At 39.8% G+C, this 18,476-nt stretch carries 15 protein-coding genes; 9 read left to right on the plus strand and 6 right to left on the minus strand.

The window, feature by feature from the left end:
* Positions 1 to 10: 10 nt before the first annotated feature.
* The 3 genes from FFM67_RS07470 to FFM67_RS12515 all read right to left on the minus strand — a co-directional run bounded on the left by FFM67_RS07470 (position 11) and on the right by FFM67_RS12515 (position 6,397).
* The gene (locus FFM67_RS07470) at positions 11 to 616 is read right to left on the minus strand and encodes a pilin N-terminal domain-containing protein (RefSeq protein WP_246042953.1); all 606 of its coding nucleotides are present in this window, start codon (positions 614 to 616) and stop codon (positions 11 to 13) included.
* An 87-nt stretch (positions 617 to 703) separates the two neighbouring features.
* Complete coding sequence (locus FFM67_RS07475; protein WP_137613949.1) at positions 704 to 3,931, minus strand: vWA domain-containing protein; 3,228 nt, start codon at positions 3,929 to 3,931, stop codon at positions 704 to 706.
* Between the two features lie 801 nt (positions 3,932 to 4,732).
* On the minus strand, positions 4,733 to 6,397 hold the full coding sequence (locus FFM67_RS12515) for an NlpC/P60 family protein (protein ID WP_137613950.1): 1,665 nt from the start codon (positions 6,395 to 6,397) through the stop codon (positions 4,733 to 4,735).
* A gap of 248 nt (positions 6,398 to 6,645) precedes the next feature.
* On the opposite strand from FFM67_RS12515, the gene FFM67_RS07485 reads away from it, so the two are divergent.
* Both FFM67_RS07485 and FFM67_RS07490 read left to right on the plus strand, forming a co-directional pair.
* Complete coding sequence (locus FFM67_RS07485; protein ID WP_137613951.1) at positions 6,646 to 7,608, plus strand: GIY-YIG nuclease family protein; 963 nt, start codon at positions 6,646 to 6,648, stop codon at positions 7,606 to 7,608.
* Positions 7,609 to 7,678: 70 nt separating this feature from the next.
* Entirely contained in the window at positions 7,679 to 8,173 is a 495-nt protein-coding gene (locus FFM67_RS07490) for a GyrI-like domain-containing protein (RefSeq protein WP_137613952.1), read from the plus strand.
* Positions 8,174 to 8,613: 440 nt separating this feature from the next.
* Here the strand turns inward: FFM67_RS07490 and FFM67_RS07495 are convergent, their stop codons facing one another.
* Complete coding sequence (locus tag FFM67_RS07495) at positions 8,614 to 9,228, minus strand: histidine phosphatase family protein (protein WP_174784469.1); 615 nt, start codon at positions 9,226 to 9,228, stop codon at positions 8,614 to 8,616.
* Between the two features lie 274 nt (positions 9,229 to 9,502).
* Between FFM67_RS07495 and FFM67_RS07500 the strand changes: the two genes are divergently transcribed.
* Positions 9,503 to 9,766, plus strand: coding sequence for a DUF6442 family protein (locus tag FFM67_RS07500; protein ID WP_137613954.1), 264 nt, complete (start codon positions 9,503 to 9,505; stop codon positions 9,764 to 9,766).
* A gap of 73 nt (positions 9,767 to 9,839) precedes the next feature.
* Positions 9,840 to 10,574: a YdcF family protein gene (locus FFM67_RS07505; RefSeq protein WP_137613955.1), complete on the plus strand. Its 735-nt coding sequence runs from the start codon at positions 9,840 to 9,842 to the stop codon at positions 10,572 to 10,574.
* A 74-nt stretch (positions 10,575 to 10,648) separates the two neighbouring features.
* Here FFM67_RS07505 and FFM67_RS07510 read toward each other — a convergent pair whose 3' ends face one another.
* Positions 10,649 to 10,903 carry a hypothetical protein gene (locus FFM67_RS07510; protein WP_137613956.1) on the minus strand — a complete coding sequence of 85 codons (255 nt, stop codon included), beginning with the start codon at positions 10,901 to 10,903 and terminating at the stop codon, positions 10,649 to 10,651.
* 307 nt (positions 10,904 to 11,210) lie between these two features.
* Between FFM67_RS07510 and aspD the strand changes: the two genes are divergently transcribed.
* The 3 genes from aspD (at position 11,211) to FFM67_RS07525 (ending at position 14,380) form a co-directional block, all read left to right on the plus strand.
* A complete protein-coding gene (aspD, locus tag FFM67_RS07515) occupies positions 11,211 to 12,809 on the plus strand; it encodes an aspartate 4-decarboxylase (protein WP_137613957.1) in 1,599 nt (532 codons plus the stop codon).
* Between the two features lie 214 nt (positions 12,810 to 13,023).
* Positions 13,024 to 13,845, plus strand: coding sequence for a bifunctional hydroxymethylpyrimidine kinase/phosphomethylpyrimidine kinase (thiD, locus tag FFM67_RS07520; protein ID WP_137613958.1), 822 nt, complete (start codon positions 13,024 to 13,026; stop codon positions 13,843 to 13,845).
* The gene (locus FFM67_RS07525) at positions 13,832 to 14,380 is read left to right on the plus strand and encodes an ECF transporter S component (RefSeq protein ID WP_137613959.1); all 549 of its coding nucleotides are present in this window, start codon (positions 13,832 to 13,834) and stop codon (positions 14,378 to 14,380) included. Before thiD ends, FFM67_RS07525 begins: the two co-directional genes overlap by 14 nt.
* 144 nt (positions 14,381 to 14,524) lie before the next feature.
* On the opposite strand, the gene FFM67_RS07530 is transcribed toward FFM67_RS07525, so the two are convergent.
* Positions 14,525 to 15,949: a DUF1958 domain-containing protein gene (locus FFM67_RS07530; RefSeq protein WP_137613960.1), complete on the minus strand. Its 1,425-nt coding sequence runs from the start codon at positions 15,947 to 15,949 to the stop codon at positions 14,525 to 14,527.
* Positions 15,950 to 16,272: 323 nt separating this feature from the next.
* Here FFM67_RS07530 and FFM67_RS12260 point away from each other — a divergent pair, with 323 nt between their 5' ends.
* The gene (locus tag FFM67_RS12260) at positions 16,273 to 16,419 is read left to right on the plus strand and encodes a hypothetical protein (protein WP_170178007.1); all 147 of its coding nucleotides are present in this window, start codon (positions 16,273 to 16,275) and stop codon (positions 16,417 to 16,419) included.
* 506 nt (positions 16,420 to 16,925) lie between these two features.
* The gene (locus FFM67_RS07535; protein ID WP_137613961.1) at positions 16,926 to 18,455 is read left to right on the plus strand and encodes an ABC-F family ATP-binding cassette domain-containing protein; all 1,530 of its coding nucleotides are present in this window, start codon (positions 16,926 to 16,928) and stop codon (positions 18,453 to 18,455) included.
* Positions 18,456 to 18,476 lie beyond the last annotated feature (21 nt).

Consider the following 18,476-nt stretch of genomic DNA (forward strand, 5'->3'; position numbering starts at 1 on the left):
GTTTTTCCCCCTATTTTCTTTTTTTCATTTTTTGCAAACCCATTAAACCAACCATCACTAAAACTAAGCCTATTCTGCTAAAGTCTCGAACTACATCATTCGTTGATGGGTAGCTCTTTTCTAACTTTAGAAATTCCTTCGGTGTGCTGGACCTTTCCGTTTCCAACGGTGACGTTGGCTCTGCAAGTTGATCCGACCCTTTGTCTAGATATTTTCCATAAATCAGTAGGCGTTGCACTTCTTCCCCAGTTTCCGGATGTTGTTGCGGCAAATATAAAATGATCGGTAGCATCTGGTAGTCGCCTTCTTCACCACTGGCCAAGATTAGATAGGCCGCATCTTTTCCATCCTGGTACCGAGGAACATCAAATGAGACGTTCCCGCTACCATCGACCAAATAGGACGCTTCATTCACTTTCGTCAAGTGTTCCTGTTCTACAAATGATGTTAGCTTCTCTTTATTTGGGTACGTGTTCAACAAATATTCTTTAGCCTGTTTTTCAGCCCCTTTGTGTGTACCCCGCCATTGTGTCAAATCGTAAACTTCGAATGATAACTTCTCTGTCCCGGCTACTTTTCCCCCTTTTTCTGACCATGTGTGAATCCATAAATCCACCTGTTCCTCTGCTCCAAATGCGGTTCCTCCCAAAATGACTATCCCTAGAAGGAGGGCTATGAGAAATGAAAGTCCTCTTCTCATTTTCTAGCCCTCCCTTCTATTTCGGATCAGAAAGAGCCCACTTGTTACGACCCCGGCAATGCTTAGTCCGAACGCAACTAACATAAACGCCCCAATTCCTTTCTCCCCCGTTGCAGGTAATAAGCCACCCGTTCGCTTATTCCAAACTTTCACGAAAATACTATTTCCACTACTACTAATACGCCCTTCACCAGAAACATCTTTATGATCTTCAAAGGTGACTATTCCATCTTGTGCAATAGTAAAAAGGACGGGATCGGTGATTTTGTTATACCCCGCAGGACTTTCTGTCTCTTCTAGCACATACTCTCCTGGTCGAAGCCCTTGAAATTCAAATGAAGACCCGTTCGATCTTGTTTCTTGATAGTTCGGCCCCGTTAGTTTAAAGCTAGCCCCTTCAAGTGCGCTATCGCTCTCATCTACCTTCAAGAGGGTCATTGAATAATCTTTCAATTTATTCTTTACGCTATCATCACCTGTAACATTCACTACTTGGATAGCCAACGTTTGCCCATCAGTACTCTCAGTAACAACCATCTCCAAATTATCCATCTTCTGAAAACCAATCGGGACATAGGTTTCCTCGACAACAAATTCTCCTGTCGTTAACCCCTTGATCGCTACTTTCCCATTTTTATCCGGTGTGAGATTTTCACTTACGATTTTTCCGTCAGTTTTACGTTTAACCTTAAATTTAGGGAGATCATTCTTAAATGGTGTCTTTCCATCTTCCATAAATTTCTTGAATTCATAGTCCTCTTTATTCAAGGTATTCGTAATGGTGATTCCCCCACTGACTAACTCCGATTGATAAAAGGATGCTTGATTTATAGTTGGCGACCGATATCCTGGTGTTCGAGTAGGCTCAGTCACTCGATAAAGGTTTCCGGCACCCCCTTCGACTGGGTCAAACTTTCCTTTCCATTGTTCACTTGCTTTCAATTCTTTGGTCTGGATCACTTTCCAAGAGCCTTGATCTAAAAACTCTAAATGGGTTGTGACGCTGACTGGACGTTTCTTCCAGTAATCATTTTCATTTTCCGGACCTGCCTTGTCTTCCCAAATCTTTTCCACTGGAATCACAAAACGATCGTCCTTGCTACGAACGGAGGGAACTGCGAAATCAAGTTTATCTGTTGTCCGTTCTGGTGTCGGCTCTAAGGTCGTTCGTTTATTCGTGGGATACCAACGGGTTGAAACAAATCCTGACACATTCGTTTTCAAACGTACTGTGTATTCGACTTCAATCTCTTGGTTATCTGTTAAATTAATATTACTTACATTAATTTGTCTGTTGCTGTTCACTGTGGCTAATTTTGCCATATCCGCGCTATTAATTGCCTTAGCACCATTTGGGACTTGGCTCACTACCGGATCTTTACCATTTCCCATGACAAGCTCCACCATATCCCCCAATGGATCGGTGATAATTCCCTGATCCGCTGTACGAATAACCGTTTGGTACCAAGATTTAATATCTTCTGTTAAATCTGATGCACTCGTTGAATGATGAAACAGGTAGTCACTCTCATTATAGGTGGTAGCGTTTGCCTTACGACTCGCCATTTTGTATAATCCTTCCAACAAAACACTTTCTGGATGATCTCCCATTGGCGAGGTGATTTGTACCGCTACGGTATGGATTTCGATTCCCGCCTTTTTTAATTGATAAGCAGTCGAGTTGGTTGTAGTGATATGACTACTCACCGGAAAACCGTCAACATACATTCTAGGAAATTTTGTTTTATTTCCACCACTACTTAGCGTTTTACCGGGATTGTAATTAGGTTTATTGCCCGCGTCAAAACTGGTAATTAGCGTCGGATCATAATACATCAAATTTTCTAACACCGCAGTTCGAGGTGCCCAACTGGCCGTTGGTGCACCATCGGTCAATACGAATAATAATTGGTGACGATTTTCATTTAAATTGGTTGCCGGATCATTGAAAATATCCACCGCTTCTTGTAGCCCACGCTGAGTAAATGTGTCTCCAGCCGGATCAAGGCTACTATAATCAGATTTCATCTTATCCCAGTCATTAGTATTACTAGATAATTTATGTCGCGTTTTTTCATAGGTCCAATTATGATTATTTTCAATCGCTTTGTCGTAACTAGCAAAGATATGTGCTCCAATTCGAATACCACCAGAGGAAGCATCTGCATCTTGTTTAAGTGTGTCAATGATTTTATTGAAGGCGGCTATTGCCTGATCTTTTTTTGGTGATCCGCCAGCTTTCATCGATCCTGTATTATCCAGTAAGAAAACAATATCTACACCCGGCTTATACGTAGTATTTCCTTTTACATTTAATTTGACCTTAAATTCATTTTCTTGAGTCGTTGCTTGCGCATATTTTCTTAGTGATAAGTTTGGAATATTAGGATCTCCATATTTAATATAGGACTGTGTATAATTATCATTTGCGACATCCCATCCCTGATTCCCGTCCCATTGTTTCGAATCTGCGTAGCCGCCTTGATGATTCATAACAGTTGATTGGTCAGTTGGGGACCAAGCATTGGTTGGATACTGGCCCCCTGTTCCATCCGGTGTATATGTCGGCACAAAGGTGTCATAGATTGGTGCAACCATTCGATTTTCAGAATTTATCGGTGTATTAGCGGAATCACTGCTTTGTGTGCCTTGTTCTTTTTGGGGACCGATTAGACCTTTAGAAGATGCAGTCGTCTGTGCTTCTTTCGTTCCTGCTTTTTTAATTAGACTGTTCCTCGTTTGTTTTTCATCTTTCAATTTCAAAACATAAGGCGTTTTTTGTTTCAAGATGTTCTCGTCGAACTTTCCATCTGTTTCCTCAGATACAGATTTCTGATCCATCTGTACATATAAGTGAAGTTCCTTGATAGATTTAGCAAGCTTTATTGCCATTTGCTCTTCTTGCTCTACTGAGAATTCTTTTTCAACCAACCACCCGCCGTCTTCTTTTAGAACAGCCGATTCCTGATATTTGATTGGTTTATTTTTTTCATCGATTAATTTTATCTTGAGTCGTTGTTGTACTTTTTTATCTTCTGCTCGTCGTTTGAACTTCAATAACAATTGACCCTCTTCAGCTTTTTCTTCAAATTCATAAGACATAGTCAAATAATTTTCATCAATAATGGTCTGTTGGGTCGATTCTGATTGTGCTTGTGTCGTTGAAAGAAACACCCCCGCTAAAAAAGAAAACAGCAGTGTTACGACGACGAATAGTTTTATTTTAGGCATCTTTTATCTCCCCCCTTCGCTTATTTATATTGCCAAGATTATAGTAACTGATATTAATTTCTACTGCGTTTTGTCTTTTACATTTTTATTCGTTATTATATTTCACTTAAAAACTATTAATAAGCGTAAAAAATCTAATTAATAAGTTATTTTATTCGATAAAAAATTTTCTCTTAGCGTTTATTGACATTCATATATTTTAAAAAAAAAGCGCCCTTTCGAGTAACCAAACGACGATCAGCTCATGAACGAATTCCCTGTTATCCTATTAAATCCTTGCTATTCTCCATATTTTCAACAACTTTATTCATTTTTTAATTGTGTTCCCTTTAATAAAAAATGATAGGAATCAATACCGATTTTTAATGACAAAAAACAATTAAAAAGGGTTCCGGTGCATTTATTATTTATTTTCTGTTTATTTCAAGCGCAAATTGGTATTTTAGAAGCAGAACGGTCACAAGTATTCTTTTAAGTGTTAACATTCGATTGCTTTTACTCCATTTTCTTTTTAAAATTTTGACATTATGAAATGAGTACTCTTCTCTTTGAGACAGAAGAGACAATTTAACTTTTCAGCAAGTCGAACTAAGAATTTTTCTATCACAAAAAGCGAGTGCAGCGAAAAGATTCTTCGACACACTCACTTTAAAATTTTTTATAGTCACAAACGGAATTTTTTATTAAACCAGCGAATACTTTTTTAATGAGTTTTTGTCTGGTATGAGTAGCGAAGTCTGCACAAAAAAACATCCAAGAAAACTGATTCTACTGACCAGTTTTCTTGGATGTATCATTTTTTTAGTAAACACGCACTCCGAAATCTGGTGCGTAATATTGAGTAGATCCGTATTTCACACTTTCACCTGGCTGCGGCGCATGAATATAGCTGTCGCCACCGGCTGAAATCGCTACGTGCGTAGTTTCGCCTTGCTGACCCCAGAATAACAAATCTCCTTGTTGTGCCTGACTTACAGAAATTTGTTGACCTGAAGATTCTTGAGCGACTGTCCAAACACCAATATCTTTTCCTGTTACTTGTTTGTAAACATACTGTGTTAAACCTGAACAGTCAAAACCACTTGGATCTTTCCCGCCCCATACATATTGAGTGCCGATGTATTTTTCGGCTTCATCTACAATCTGTTGCCCTTGAGAGGTCTGTTGTGATTGTTCCGGTGCTGGGGTTGCTTCCGGTGTTGGTGCTGGTTGTTCTGGTGCCGGCGTTGCTTCCGGCGTTGGTGCTGGTTGTTCTGGTGCTGGGGTTACTTCTGGCGTTGGTGCTGGTTGTTCTGGTGCCGGGGTTGCTTCCGGCGTTGGTGCTGGTTGTTCTGGTGCCGGAGTTGCTTCCGGTGTTGGTGCTGGTTGTTCTGGTGCCGGGGTTGCTTCCGGCGTTGGTGCTGGTTGTTCCGGTGCTGGTGTTGCTATTGATTCTTGATTGGTCGTTGACTGAACTTCCGGCTGAATCACTTCTGGTGTCGCAATTTGATCTCCTGCTAAATCATTTGATGGTGCAGGAATTTCCGGTGTTGGGGTCGTTGCCACTGGTGTAGCTACCGTTTCTGTTTGACTGACCACTTGGTCTTTAACAACTGGTTTGGTGGCTACTTTGCCATTGCTTACAACTACCTTTTGACCTGGATAAATCGTGTTTCCTTCAATACTGTTCCATGATAAGAACTCTTCTAATCCAATTCCAAATTGATTCGTGATAGAATAAACCGAATCGCCTGATTGAACAGTGTATTCCTGTGCATCAGTCGGCGTGTTCGCCGCGGGCTGTGCAACTGGCGGTGTTACATCTTTTGTAGCATCGTAACTAGCCAAATCATGATCTTGGATCACTGAAACTAATTTTTGAACATAGCCGTCATCGTCATTAAAGCGTCCTTTTAGTGCCTCAGCTGCCGCTTGATAGCTGTCTGATTTACTACGCCATGAACCACTGAAGTAGTTTTCATTGCCATCGCGAGAAGTCGTTTTCATGATCTCAACGTAATCTTCAATGGCTTCTTTATATGAAGCATATTTTTTCAATTCTTTCTTTTCTGCTTTGCCGGTAGTTGAATCAGTTTTCTCTAAAATCGCTGAATTTCCCTGATACTGACCTTCTAAGCCGAAAAGATTGTAGTATGGTGCTTGAGCAAAACCATTTTGCCCCCAATTGCTTTCAACAATTGCTTGCGCGATCATTACAGAGGCATAAAGATCATGTTTTTCCGCTAACGGACGAATTTCTTTTGAAATTTTGTTGATAAACGCTTTTTCATCAACAGACTTTGTTGACTCCGACGTGTTCGTGGCTTTAGCTTCAACTTCATTTGGACTAAGTAAAGGTGCGACTACTGAACAAGTAACTAATGCTGTCCCTAAGACAGCAGAGCTTTTTTTCAAATAGTGGTAGTTCTTGCTTTTCTGTCGTTTTTGCTGACGCAATTCACGCCGGGTTAAAACTTTAGTTGCCATTCGACCTCTCTCCATTCTCTCAGTATTGCATAAAACTTTTAACAGGATTAATTATAACACACGAGAAACAATCGGTCATGAACCGAGAACCATAAATCTTGATATTGTATATTATTTTTTATGTGAATTGACTAAAAAGATCTAATTTCCACTTACTTTTCAATTTATAAAAAAATCGGGTTGAAACAAAGACTTTCAGGAGTCTTTAAAAAAATTCATAATAAAAAAAATGATTGAGGTGTTTTTATATGTTAAAAGAGAAAGTAAAAAATTTACCTGAAACACCTGGAATCTATCGTATGAAAAACACAAATGGAGAAATTATTTACATCGGAAAAGCAAAAAATTTAAAGCAGCGTGTTAGCAGCTATTTTATCAATAATAAACAGCATTCACGAAAAGTGCAGGAGCTGGTTAAGGGGATCGCAGATTTTGATTATCAATTAGTCGATACCGAGTTTGACGCCCTTTTATTAGAATGCCAACGAATCCATCAAATGCGTCCTCGATACAACCGCATGATGAATTACTACGAAGGCTACGGCTACTTTCAATTTTTAGAAAAAGCTCCTTACTTAAATGTTCTAAAAGAATGGTCCAGCACAGGACTCGTCATTGGCCCCTTCTTCAAGCAAAGCAAGTTAGAAGAATTAAAAGCAATTATTAACAGTATTTATCGCCTAGACGGACCGCTAAAATTTGTCGAAGGGATTGTGGCTGATTACCACGATATTGACCCTGAAAAAGAATTTTTATTACGAATTCAGGAGATCAAAGAAACGTTACAAGGAACGTCTACTGCGTTACTTACTCGAATTGATCTGCGAGTTCAACATGCAAATGAGCGGCAGGATTATGAAGTCGCCGCTCAGTGGTGGGAAAACTACCTGACCGTTCAACGATTTTTACGCCGTAACAAGCAACTAATTCAAAGCATGCAAAATCAAAGCTTTGTCGGTATTTTGTTTGAGGAAGGAACTTACTATTGCTACTTATATGCGAAAGGCGAATTGTTAAATCGCGTTGTTTATCAGCGTAAGCCCAGCTTTTCTCAGGCTCAAAAGCGTCTGGAAAAAGCCGTTCCCCTTAAGACATGGCAGCGTTTAAAAGCTAAAACCACCTTAGACAAACAAGACGTCGATTTGTTCCCGATTTTTTTTAACTACTTGAATCGACACGGGGAGGTTAAGGCTTTACCACACTCAAATTGAGTCTACTATTTGTATTCGATTTCATTCCTTGATACAATCGGCCTATGAATTTATGAAAAGAGGGATGACTATGCAAATTGAAAAAATTACTAAACCAGCGCAGATCATTGTTTCAATGTCTACACAGATTTCACATGAACACATTCCCAACTATATAGGAACTGCCTTTGTAGATCTGATGGCCTATATTCAAAAAAATGGCGCTGAGCTAGCAGGTACTCCTTTTATTTCTTATTTAAATCTAAATGAGCAAGGTCAAGCAAAGGATGAGCTATTAGCACTAGAAATTGGCTTCCCGATTAATCAGGAGATCCCTTCTACGGAGAAATTCCAAAGTTATACCTTGCCTAGTTATCAAGCTGTACGAACGCTATATATTGGGGATTACGAAGACCTGGCAGATTCTTATCAGGAACTGATTGACGCCATCAAACATGAGAATGGTGTATTCACCTTCCGTAGCTACGAATACTTTTTAACCGATGCTTCTGCGCCTCTAGAAGATCAGGAAACAATGATTGAATTGACGTATCGACCTAAGCGAAAAGATCTTTTGACTAATTAATCCTAAAGAACGAGCCTCCTGTAACTAGGAGGCTCGTTCTTTTACTAACTTATTGAAAAGCAAATAGTCAGTTGTCTTTTCAAAATTTTTATCGCTTAAAATCCAAAAATTAAAAAACAGAAATATAAAAACTCAGCTATAATCTTTTAAAGATCTTTTTGCGGTCTTTTATCACTTTTTGGAACGTCATTTTACGTCTTTCAACATTATATTTATTCTTTTAAGTTATTTTTCATTCGCCCCAATTGCCACCAAAACTTATTTACTTTAAAATATGCGAGGTTATTTTTGTGTGAATCTTTTAAAAGACGTTATTATAAATATCATTTATCATAACTTATCCAGCATATAATAACACTTAACATTAGTTACTAAACCTCATTACAAGAAAAAACCTCTCTAAAAAAAGAGCGTGTTTGGTTATATATGGCATTATCAGGCTAAAAAGTTTTTCCCCACATTTCAAATAGACACTTATTTTTTGAATACTGCAGAACGGTCAAACTGGAATTATCAACAATTCCGCCTTCACGAATCTTTGCTAACGGGACTCCCTTCAACGTATTCAGCAAAGCCATCAATAAAATTCCATGACTCACCACCAAAACTTTATCATTCGGATAGGTCTTGGCTGTTTCTTCAAGAACGCGTCTGCTGCGGGTGATCAGTTCTGCATAAGATTCTCCATGAAACAACTTCGCATCAAATCGATCTGGCGATTCACGGTATAAACGAAATTGTTCTGGAAATTGTTCTTTGATCTCAATGATTCGCTCTCCATCCCAATCACCGATTCGCAATTCTCGCAAGTCTTCAACGATTGTTAATTCCGGCGGCTGCAGATTCTCCTGCAAAATAAGCTTTGCCGTGGTTTGCGCCCGCATCTGTGGCGATGACAGAGCAACATCAAATGATACCTCTCGCAAATATTCCCCTATTTTTTTCGTGGCTTGGACTCCTTCAGGAATAAGTGGTGAGTCCACACTTCCTCCATTGAATCGCCCTGCCGCGTTGATCTCTGTTTTCCCGTGTCGGACAAAATAAAATACTGTCACAACCCTCACCTCTTTCATCAGCCATTATACACTACTTCTATCAGGGATTTATCGCAAGCATAATCAAGAATAGAAACCAAAAAACTAGTCATGCTCTAAAATAGTCAGTTAGTCAGCACGTGACATTGTAATCGCATTCATTTATAATAAAAACAACAAATAAAATAATTTTGATCGTTTATTAATTATTTTGAAATACTTACAGACCTAACATCCACTAATATTTAATTAAAAAATAATTCAGTATAGAAAAACACGATCAGGAGGGAATTACATGGAAGACGAGAAAAGGCAGCAAACCAGTACAAGTTTAGCCTTGGCGACTGCGGGTATTTTTAGTTTGATTCTTTTCAGTATCCTCTTGCTAGCACGAATGGTGGCGCATCGGGAAGTTATGGATCTCTTTTGTTTAGTCACTGGAGCTGCTGCTGCTTTTTGTTATGGAAAATTTCTCTGGGTCAAGCAAAAAACGTGGCTGGTTCTATCGATTTTCCTGTTTATCAGCTGTATTTTCTTTTTTATTCAATACTTGTTTTAACGATCGTCGGTATGCAGATGCCGGCTTTTTTTGTTAGTATAGAGATAATTAATTATCAATGAGGAGGAACAGGATGTCTGATTTTGCGACGCTAGTTGATTTCTTGACTACAGTTCCAGAAAATTATGGTTTTTCATCAGAAACTTTGATTCTAGCAGGAAATAGTATTCCTGAGCTGATTCTAGCTACTGGTAGCTTTTGCCAAAAAGAGTCCTCCATCCAGCGAGTCGTTTTTGTTGGTGGGATTGGACACGGCACTGAGCGTTTATTAACGAATTGCCAGCAGCAATTTCCTGAGTTGTTTAAACAAGAATGGCAGAATTTTTCCGAGGCGGAAATCATGCGGGATCTTTTTTTAACGGCCTGTTCGCGGAAGTTAGAACTACTTTTAGAAAAAGACTCTATAAATACCGGAGAGAATGCCCGCTTTTCTTTTGAATTGTTTCGATCCGATGTGCCAAAAAGTTTTTGGCTCGTGCAAGACCCTTTATTACAAATGCGAAGCCATTATACTTTCAGTAAAGAATGGCACTTACCACTTACTGCGATTCAGCCGTTGTTTTTTGAACGACCGATTTTGATCGACTTCAACTCCCAGCCCCACTTCAAAAATGTGACGATGGACAGCTGGTGGCAGCCGGATTATTTTTTATCCTTAGTGATTGGTGAAATTCGCCGATTGAATGATGACTCCTTTGGTTATGGACCTAAAGGCGCCAATTTTATTCCTCATGTAGAAGTCCCAGAGACCGTTTTAGCTCGTTATCATCGCTGCCAAAAGCAATTAGTCGATGATGTCCGAGGATAGATTGAACAGCAAAAAAAACTCTCGATATTTTTTTACAAGCTCACTTGTAAAAATGGACTATCGAGAGTCTTTTTTTATTCAATCACTGTACTAACAAAACCCGACACCTTATCAAACAAGTTGCTGAAAAATTCGGAGACCGACTGCCATAAACTACCAAAATCGGGATTGGCAATAAAATTCTGTGCTTGTGAGATAAACTGATCTTTATACACATAAATAATAAATAGCAAAAACAGCACGCCGGCGATTCGCCACAAAACTGAACCGACCTTTACAACAAAATATATCAGCAAAGCGATAAACGCAATTGCAATCAACTGATCCATTTAAAATTCCCCCTCAAATCTTCCTCATTTAACTTATGGGCTTATTATGCCCCCTTTTTTTAAATTTAGCATGGGTCGCAAGTCTGATATCCACTGCGAAAAGAAAACTTAAGAAAGCGATTCTAAGAATTTGCAAATGACTGAATTCTTGCTGTATTAGGCTTCTTTTTCACCTACAAAAAGAACGCTCTTTATTTCTTTGGGTTTTAACAGAAATTTTGTCATAAACTCTAAGCGTATTTACGCTATATTAAAAAAATAGCGCGTTACTATAGAATCAAAATACAGTGTAAAAGGAGTCGTATTTGTGTCCACAATTACTGAACAAGCCTTAGAAGAATTAAGTCCCTTTGAATTAAGTCTCTTTTTGGAACAAAAGATTCATGAAAATAAGCAAGTGACCAATTTATTGAATGCCGGACGAGGGAATCCAAACTGGACAGCCCCTACTCCTCGAGAAGCCTTCTTTTTATTAGGACAATTCGCTACCCAAGAAACCCTTTTTGATAGTGGCGGTGAGTTAACGGCTGGCATGATCACCTCCGATACGAATCGCAGTCAGCGTTTCGTTGAATTTTTAGCTGCTCATCCTAGTAAAGGCGCAGATTTTCTGAAAAAAATCTGGTTTTCCGATAATAATTATCTAGGAATGCCGAAAGAACAATGGTTGACAGACATGCTGGATCATATCATTGGTGACAACTACCCTAATCCGGTCCGTTGTTTATCCGCTTGCGAAGGTCCAATCAAAGCCTATCTGAATCAAGAGCTGTTTTCTAGCAGCAAAGTTCCCTTCGATATTTTTGCCGTAGAAGGTGGAACTGCGGGTATCTGCTATATCTTTGATACGTTAGTTAATAATTATTTATTGAACCGCGGCGACAAGATTGCTTTGATGCTACCAACTTTTGCACCTTACTTGGAAATTCCCGAATTACCGCAATATGCCTTTGAAATCGTTAAAGTTCAAGCAAAACAAACTATGCTTAATGGTAAAATGACGTATCAATATCCAGATGCTGAGATCAATAAATTACGGGATGACGAAATCAAAGCCGTTTTCGTCGTTAATCCAAGTAATCCAACGGCTAATGCCTTGGCACAGCCGACGATTGATCTATTAAAAGATATTGTAGCAACCGATAATCCAGAATTAATGATCTTAACGGATGATGTCTACGGCACTTTTGTTCCCGTTTTTACATCATTGTTCTCAGAAATTCCTTATAACACCGCTTGTATCTATTCTTATTCAAAATATTTTGGTGCAACCGGCTGGCGTGTTGGCACCATCGCAGTTGCCAAACACAATTTATTTGATGAATTGATCGCCAATCTGCCGACAGAACAAATTGACAAACTCAACGAGCGCTATGCGTCACTGACAGCTGATCCAACAACGATTACTTTCATTGACCGGATCGTAGCCGATAGTCGCGATGTCGCCTTGAATCACGCTGCCGGACTTTCCGCTCCGCAGCAAGTCATGATGGTGATGTTCAGTTTGTATAGTCTATTAGATGAAGGCCAAGCCTATAAAGCCGAAGTCATGGACATTTGTCGTGAACGGGAGAAATTATTATTCCACACACTTGGTTTACAAGAGCCGTTAGAAGATTTAGACACCGCTTATTATTGCGAGATCAATTACGAAGACTGGACTCGCAAACGGTATGGCAATGATTTTGCGGATTATTTGAAAAAATCATGGACCGTTACCAAGGTTCTGACGAATCTCGCAGAAAAAGAACAATTGATGTTGTTAAAAGCCAATGCTTTTGGCAGTAGCGAATGGGCTGTTCGTGTCTCACTTGCGAACTTAGCCACCAATCAATACCCAGAAGTCGGCAAACGAATCATTCATCTGTCTGATGATATCCATGAGCAATGGGTGAAAAATAAATAAATTCATAAAGAGGCCGTGACAGAAGTTACTACTGGAACGCCGCTTACGCGTAAACAGAACTTGCGACAAGATTTTTGTCACAGGTTCTGTTTTATTTTTATACGAACTATTTTATAAATTGGCTGAGTAAAAACAAATCCAATTGGCTGTTTTAAAAGAAGCACTAAATGTATATAGTTGAAAAATGAGGAAACTTGAATTGGAGGAATGAATGATGAAAAAAGTAGCAACCCTCGCCGGTTCAGATGCGACTGGCGGCGGCGGTTTAGAAGCCGATTTGAAAACCTTTCAGGAATTTGGTACCTTTGGTTTTGCAGCGATCACTTCCATCGTGACCCTGAATCCAGAAAATGGCAGCCACCAGCTAACAAGTCTTGATCTGCCGTTGATTCAAGCCCAGATTGCTTCTGTTTTCGCTGGCCCAATCGACGCAATCAAAACAGGGTTACTTCCCTCCCGAGAGATTATCGAGCTGGTTTCGGATAAGTTGCCAAAACAAATTCCCATAGTCGTTGATCCTGTTATCGGCGGTAAAGGAACACAGGATTTTATTAAAAACGAGCAAGTCCAGGCTTTACGAGAAAAGTTATTGCCGCAAGCTTTGATTACCACACCAAATTTGCGTGAAGCGGGCATTCTATCTGAGTTGGGTGATCTTACTTCAGAAAAACAAATGCAGCAAGCCGCGAAAAAAATTGCGCTACTAGGCGCAAAACATGTCGTTATCAAAGGCGGCGCCCGCTTAGATGCTAAGCAAACATTGGACTTGCACTATGACGGAAGGAATTTTCATACCTACCCTCACCCCGTCATCGGTACACCTTACAACCATGGGGCCGGCTGTACCTTTGCCGCGGCAATTACTGCTCCGATTGCGAAGGGTTATCCCATTGAAGCAGCTATCAAAACAGCAATTGATTTTGTCCAAGCCGCCATCACCATGGGCGAGCAAATAAATCCCTACGTGGGGCACGTCTGGCACGGTGCTTATACCCACGCAGAAAAAAGATTGGAGTATCCGAATGACCAACGATAAAAAAATCCAAAACTTAGTACTGATTGCACTTTTTGCGGCGCTAACCTTGATTGGCACCATGATTAAAATCCCTTTGCCGACAGGCGCTTTCATCCACTTTGGTAACGCCGTGGTTCTTTTAGCCGTACTCTTAGTCGGCTATTGGCAAGGTGCTTTAGCCGGCGGCATCGGCTTCTTTACTTTTGATATTTTGAATGGCTTTGCCGCCGAAGCACCTTATTTCTTAGTTGAAAGCTTCGTTGTTGGGGCGGCAACTTATGGGGCATTTTTGATTTTCAAACGAAAACCGACCCGCATTTTCCAAATCATCGTGATTGGAATCTGTGCCGGTATCGCCAAATTTGTTATGTCCGTCATCAAGACTACTGTCATGGGAATGATCGCTGGCGCCCAATTGAAACCGGCTTTCTTCGCCGCCTTAGCAACTATGCCCGCAACCGTCATCAATATTTTTTCAACGATTTTGATTGTCAGCCTGATCTTCTTCCCGCTAAGACGTGCAATGCAGCTGATTTTCCATAATCAACCCGCTTAAATTGTGCTATAATGAGTGTCCTTGGCAGGGGCGCAAGCTTAAAACCCACAACTGAAATTGACTCTGTCGATTTCAGTTGTGGGTTTTTTCTATTATAGAAGTAATTTTTTGTATGGCTTTTCTTTTATTGTAGGATTCTGCGTATCAATTCAAAATAGTCATTAAAACTTGTACCACTGCACTCAACAGACACAAAAGTCCAATACTGCGGAAGATTCGATTGGGAGTAACACCATGTCTTCTTGATCGCGTTGCCTTCTTTTTCGTTGGGATGATGAATGAACCTAGTAAGAACAATACCCCGGCAGCCAGACTAATAATCAAAAATAAAGGCGCTTGAATGATCGAGGCCGCTTTTTTTCTGGTTATTGAGACATTTTTCTGATGTTCTTTTGACGCAGACGGCTTCTTCACGTCTTGATAACTGATAGCTACCTTTGGCAACGTTTCCTCCACCTGTTCTAAGGAAGATTTCAACACTAATTGATCGTCTTTTAAGACAAATTCCTTCTTCTGATCCTTTTTCACTACACCATTAAAATCAGTTGACAATTGAATTTCTTTCCCATTGATTGAATGCCGACCTTTAGGTAAAAGGCGTTGGTATTCATATTCACTAAAAGCTTTTTCCAGAATCGCATTTCCAAAAGTATGGCGATAATATTCGCCGTCCTGATCAGACCAGTCGCCGACACCTAAGACCACCGCAATCAAACGTGTATCTCCTCGTTTAGCCGTAGCAATATAATTAAAAGCGGCAGTTGGTCCTGAACCGGTTTTCAATCCATCTACGCCTTCAATGCCATACTTCGTTCCTGGAAGCGAGTAATTGTACGTCTCAAAGCTTTCTTCATAGGGCGTTCCCGCCATCGTAGTAACTTTTGGTTGGTTAGTAAACCCTAAGACTTCGGGATGATCTTTGACCAAATGAAAGACCATCGTCGCTAAATCTCTGGCAGTCGACCGGTTACTTCCGTTTGGATCAAATCCAGCTGGTGTATACAGCCCTTCAAAACTAGTTGCTGAAGCACCGCTACAATTGTAAAAAATCGTCTGCTTCATGCCGATCTTTTGTGCTTTTTCATTCATCCGCTGAATAAATGCTCCGGCATCATTATCAAAAACCGCATTGGCCAACATGACCGTTGCGACATTGGAAGACGGAACGGTGACCATCGTTACGAGTTCTCTTACTGGATAGTCCACACCGGCAACAATTTGACTATTGCTGATAGCATAAAGCTGACTGATGGCTTGATCCGTTTCGGTAGCTGTGATCTTCGTATCCAAGTTCAGCTTACCTGATTGAATTGCATCAAAGACTAAGAAAACCGTCATCATTTTCGAAATACTGGCGGGCTCACGCAGCATATCCGCCTGATCGTCCCAAAGAATCTGGCCGTTGGTGCCATCAATAATAATCGAAGACTTTGGTTTGTTGATCTCTAATGCTTCGGTATAGCCCGCTTCTTGGGTGATTGTAAAAATATCTTCCTCCGCAGAAACTGGCACCGCTGAACTTCCTAAACAAAGCAAAATTGCTGTCGCTAAAATTTTTTTAATCACCATACACTCTCGCTAACTTTGTAATTTTATTCTATTTTAGCATAGTCTTATTCAATTTTTATAGATGTTTCAAAGCCAACAGGAATAAACAGTTGTTATTTAAAAACAAGCCATACACGATTTTTTCTTTCCTAAACCTTCCATCTTCACTTCTATTTTCTATTTCGACAGGGACAATTATTTGATTTTCCTCCTGCGACTAATAATTATGCTTCAAATACTAAATAATTAAACAAGTTAATGGTTTTTTTTGTGTTTTATTATTTTATTTTAATGTGCTATAATTTTAATTGTTGCTTCGTTATTATGCGAAAGGAGGAGTTGCTATGACTTTTTTTGAAAAAGAATTGCCTTATCGTGTAACTTTTGATTTAGAAGAAAATCTATTTATCGTCTACTCAACCGTTACCGGACAGCAAGGAACTGGAATCACCATTGAACAAGCGATCTACGATTTAAAAAAATCAGCCTAAGGAGTGCGCGACTCAATGAATGAAGCCTATAACTAAAAGCCTCTGCTTGAAAATTGAAAGCAGAGGCTTTTTTGCGTGCTCAGCTTACATAATTGTTCGTTAATTATCCGTTAAATCCATGTCTGAGACATTTACATTCACGTTATACTATAGCCATCAAACATACGGAGGTTGAAAACATGATGAAACAACTGTTATTTCCATTCTTCGCAGCAAGTTATTTCTTAGCGCATATTACCTTGCACTTATCCCTTTATCCAATCGACTGGTTGGCACGTCTATTTACTAAGTGAGGATAGGACAATGATTGAAATTTTTAGTAATCTATTCAGCTGGATAATCGAATTTTTCGGACAATTTATCGATCTTATATGGGAATTATTAGTCTATTTATTCTCCGCTCAACTTTAAATATCACCGAGTTCTCCACGTGAGAACTCTTTTTTTCTTGACTATCCCCTGCTTTTATTAGATGATGATAAATTGAGTAAGAAAGTAGGAGAAACATGAGTATCTTAGATTTAAACGGCATCGCTCAGCAGTTCGGCGATAAAATTTTATATGAAGATTTAGAACTGCATTTAAATAAAGGGGAACATTTAGGGCTGATCGGACAAAATGGCGCTGGAAAAAGTACCTTAATCAAGATTATCACTGGTGAACAATTACCGGATGAAGGAACAATCGCTTGGCAAAAAAATATCCATGTCGGCTATTTGGACCAATACGTTGAGGTGGATCCCACCCTTTCAATCCGCGATTTTTTGAAGACCGCTTATGCGGCAGATTTTGAAAAAGAAACTCGGATCGGTGAGCTGTATATGGAATACGGTGAGTCGCTAGAAGATAAACTGCTTGAAAAAGCGGGACGGTTACAAACGGAATTAGATCAAGGAGATTTTTATCAAATTGATACCTTGATCGCTGAAATGAGCAGTGGTTTGGGACTGGATATTTTAGGAATGGATACACCTTTAGAAGATTTAAGCGGTGGACAACGTTCGAAATTGATCTTGGCGAAACTATTGCTGGAAAAACCTGATGTGTTGATTTTAGATGAACCTACGAATCACTTAGATGATGAACACGTAGCGTGGTTGAGTCAATTTTTACAAGACTTTGTTGGAACCTTTGTCGTGATCTCTCATGACCGAGACTTCTTGAACCAGATCACCACCCATATCGCTGACATTGAATTTGGTAAGCTCACCAAATACACGGGAAACTTGACAAAAGCCTTGAAACAAAAGGAACAATTCCAGGAAACCTATATGAAGCAATATGCTTCCCAGAAGAAGCAAATCGAAAAAACGGAAGCCTATATTCGAAAATATAAAGCCGGTTCCCGTTCTACGATGGCGAAAAGTCGGCAAAAACAGCTGGATAAAGTGGAGCGTTTAACTCCGCCATCTACTAACGCCACCGCGCAATTTGATTTCCCTTATTCACCCATCGTAACGACCTTAGCTTTAGAAACAACCAATTTAGAAATTGGCTACCAGCGACCCCTCTTACCACCGATCAATATCACTTTGCGTTATGGGGAGAAAGTTGCAATTCGTGGGTTTAACGGAATCGGGAAATCGACTTTATTGAAAACCTTGATTGGTGCCCTCCCACAGTTGGAAGGGGAATTTCATTTTCCTGCGAATACAAAAGTGAATTATTTCGAACAAGATCTTCAATGGGAAAATCCTTTCCAGACGCCTTTACAATATTTAAGCGATCATTTTCCTAAAGAAGGCGTCAAAGAATTGCGAAAGCACTTGGCTCGTGCTGGTCTGCCAAATCAGTTGGCTCAAGAACCCTTAAGCACCCTAAGCGGTGGTGAACAAACCAAAGTTAAGCTGTGTCAAATGACGATGCAAAAAGGCAATTTGTTGATTTTGGATGAACCGACCAATCATATCGACCAAAGGACAAAGGACAGCTTACAAAAAAGCTTAGCCAATTTCGAGGGTACCGTTATTGTCGTTTCCCACGAAGAAAGCTTTTATCAAGATTGGACCGATCGTGTCATTGAAATCAGTCAATAAGAAAGGTTTTCGCAAAGCCGG

This window comes from Enterococcus viikkiensis (assembly GCF_005405345.1).
Lineage (GTDB): Bacteria > Bacillota > Bacilli > Lactobacillales > Enterococcaceae > Enterococcus_A > Enterococcus_A viikkiensis.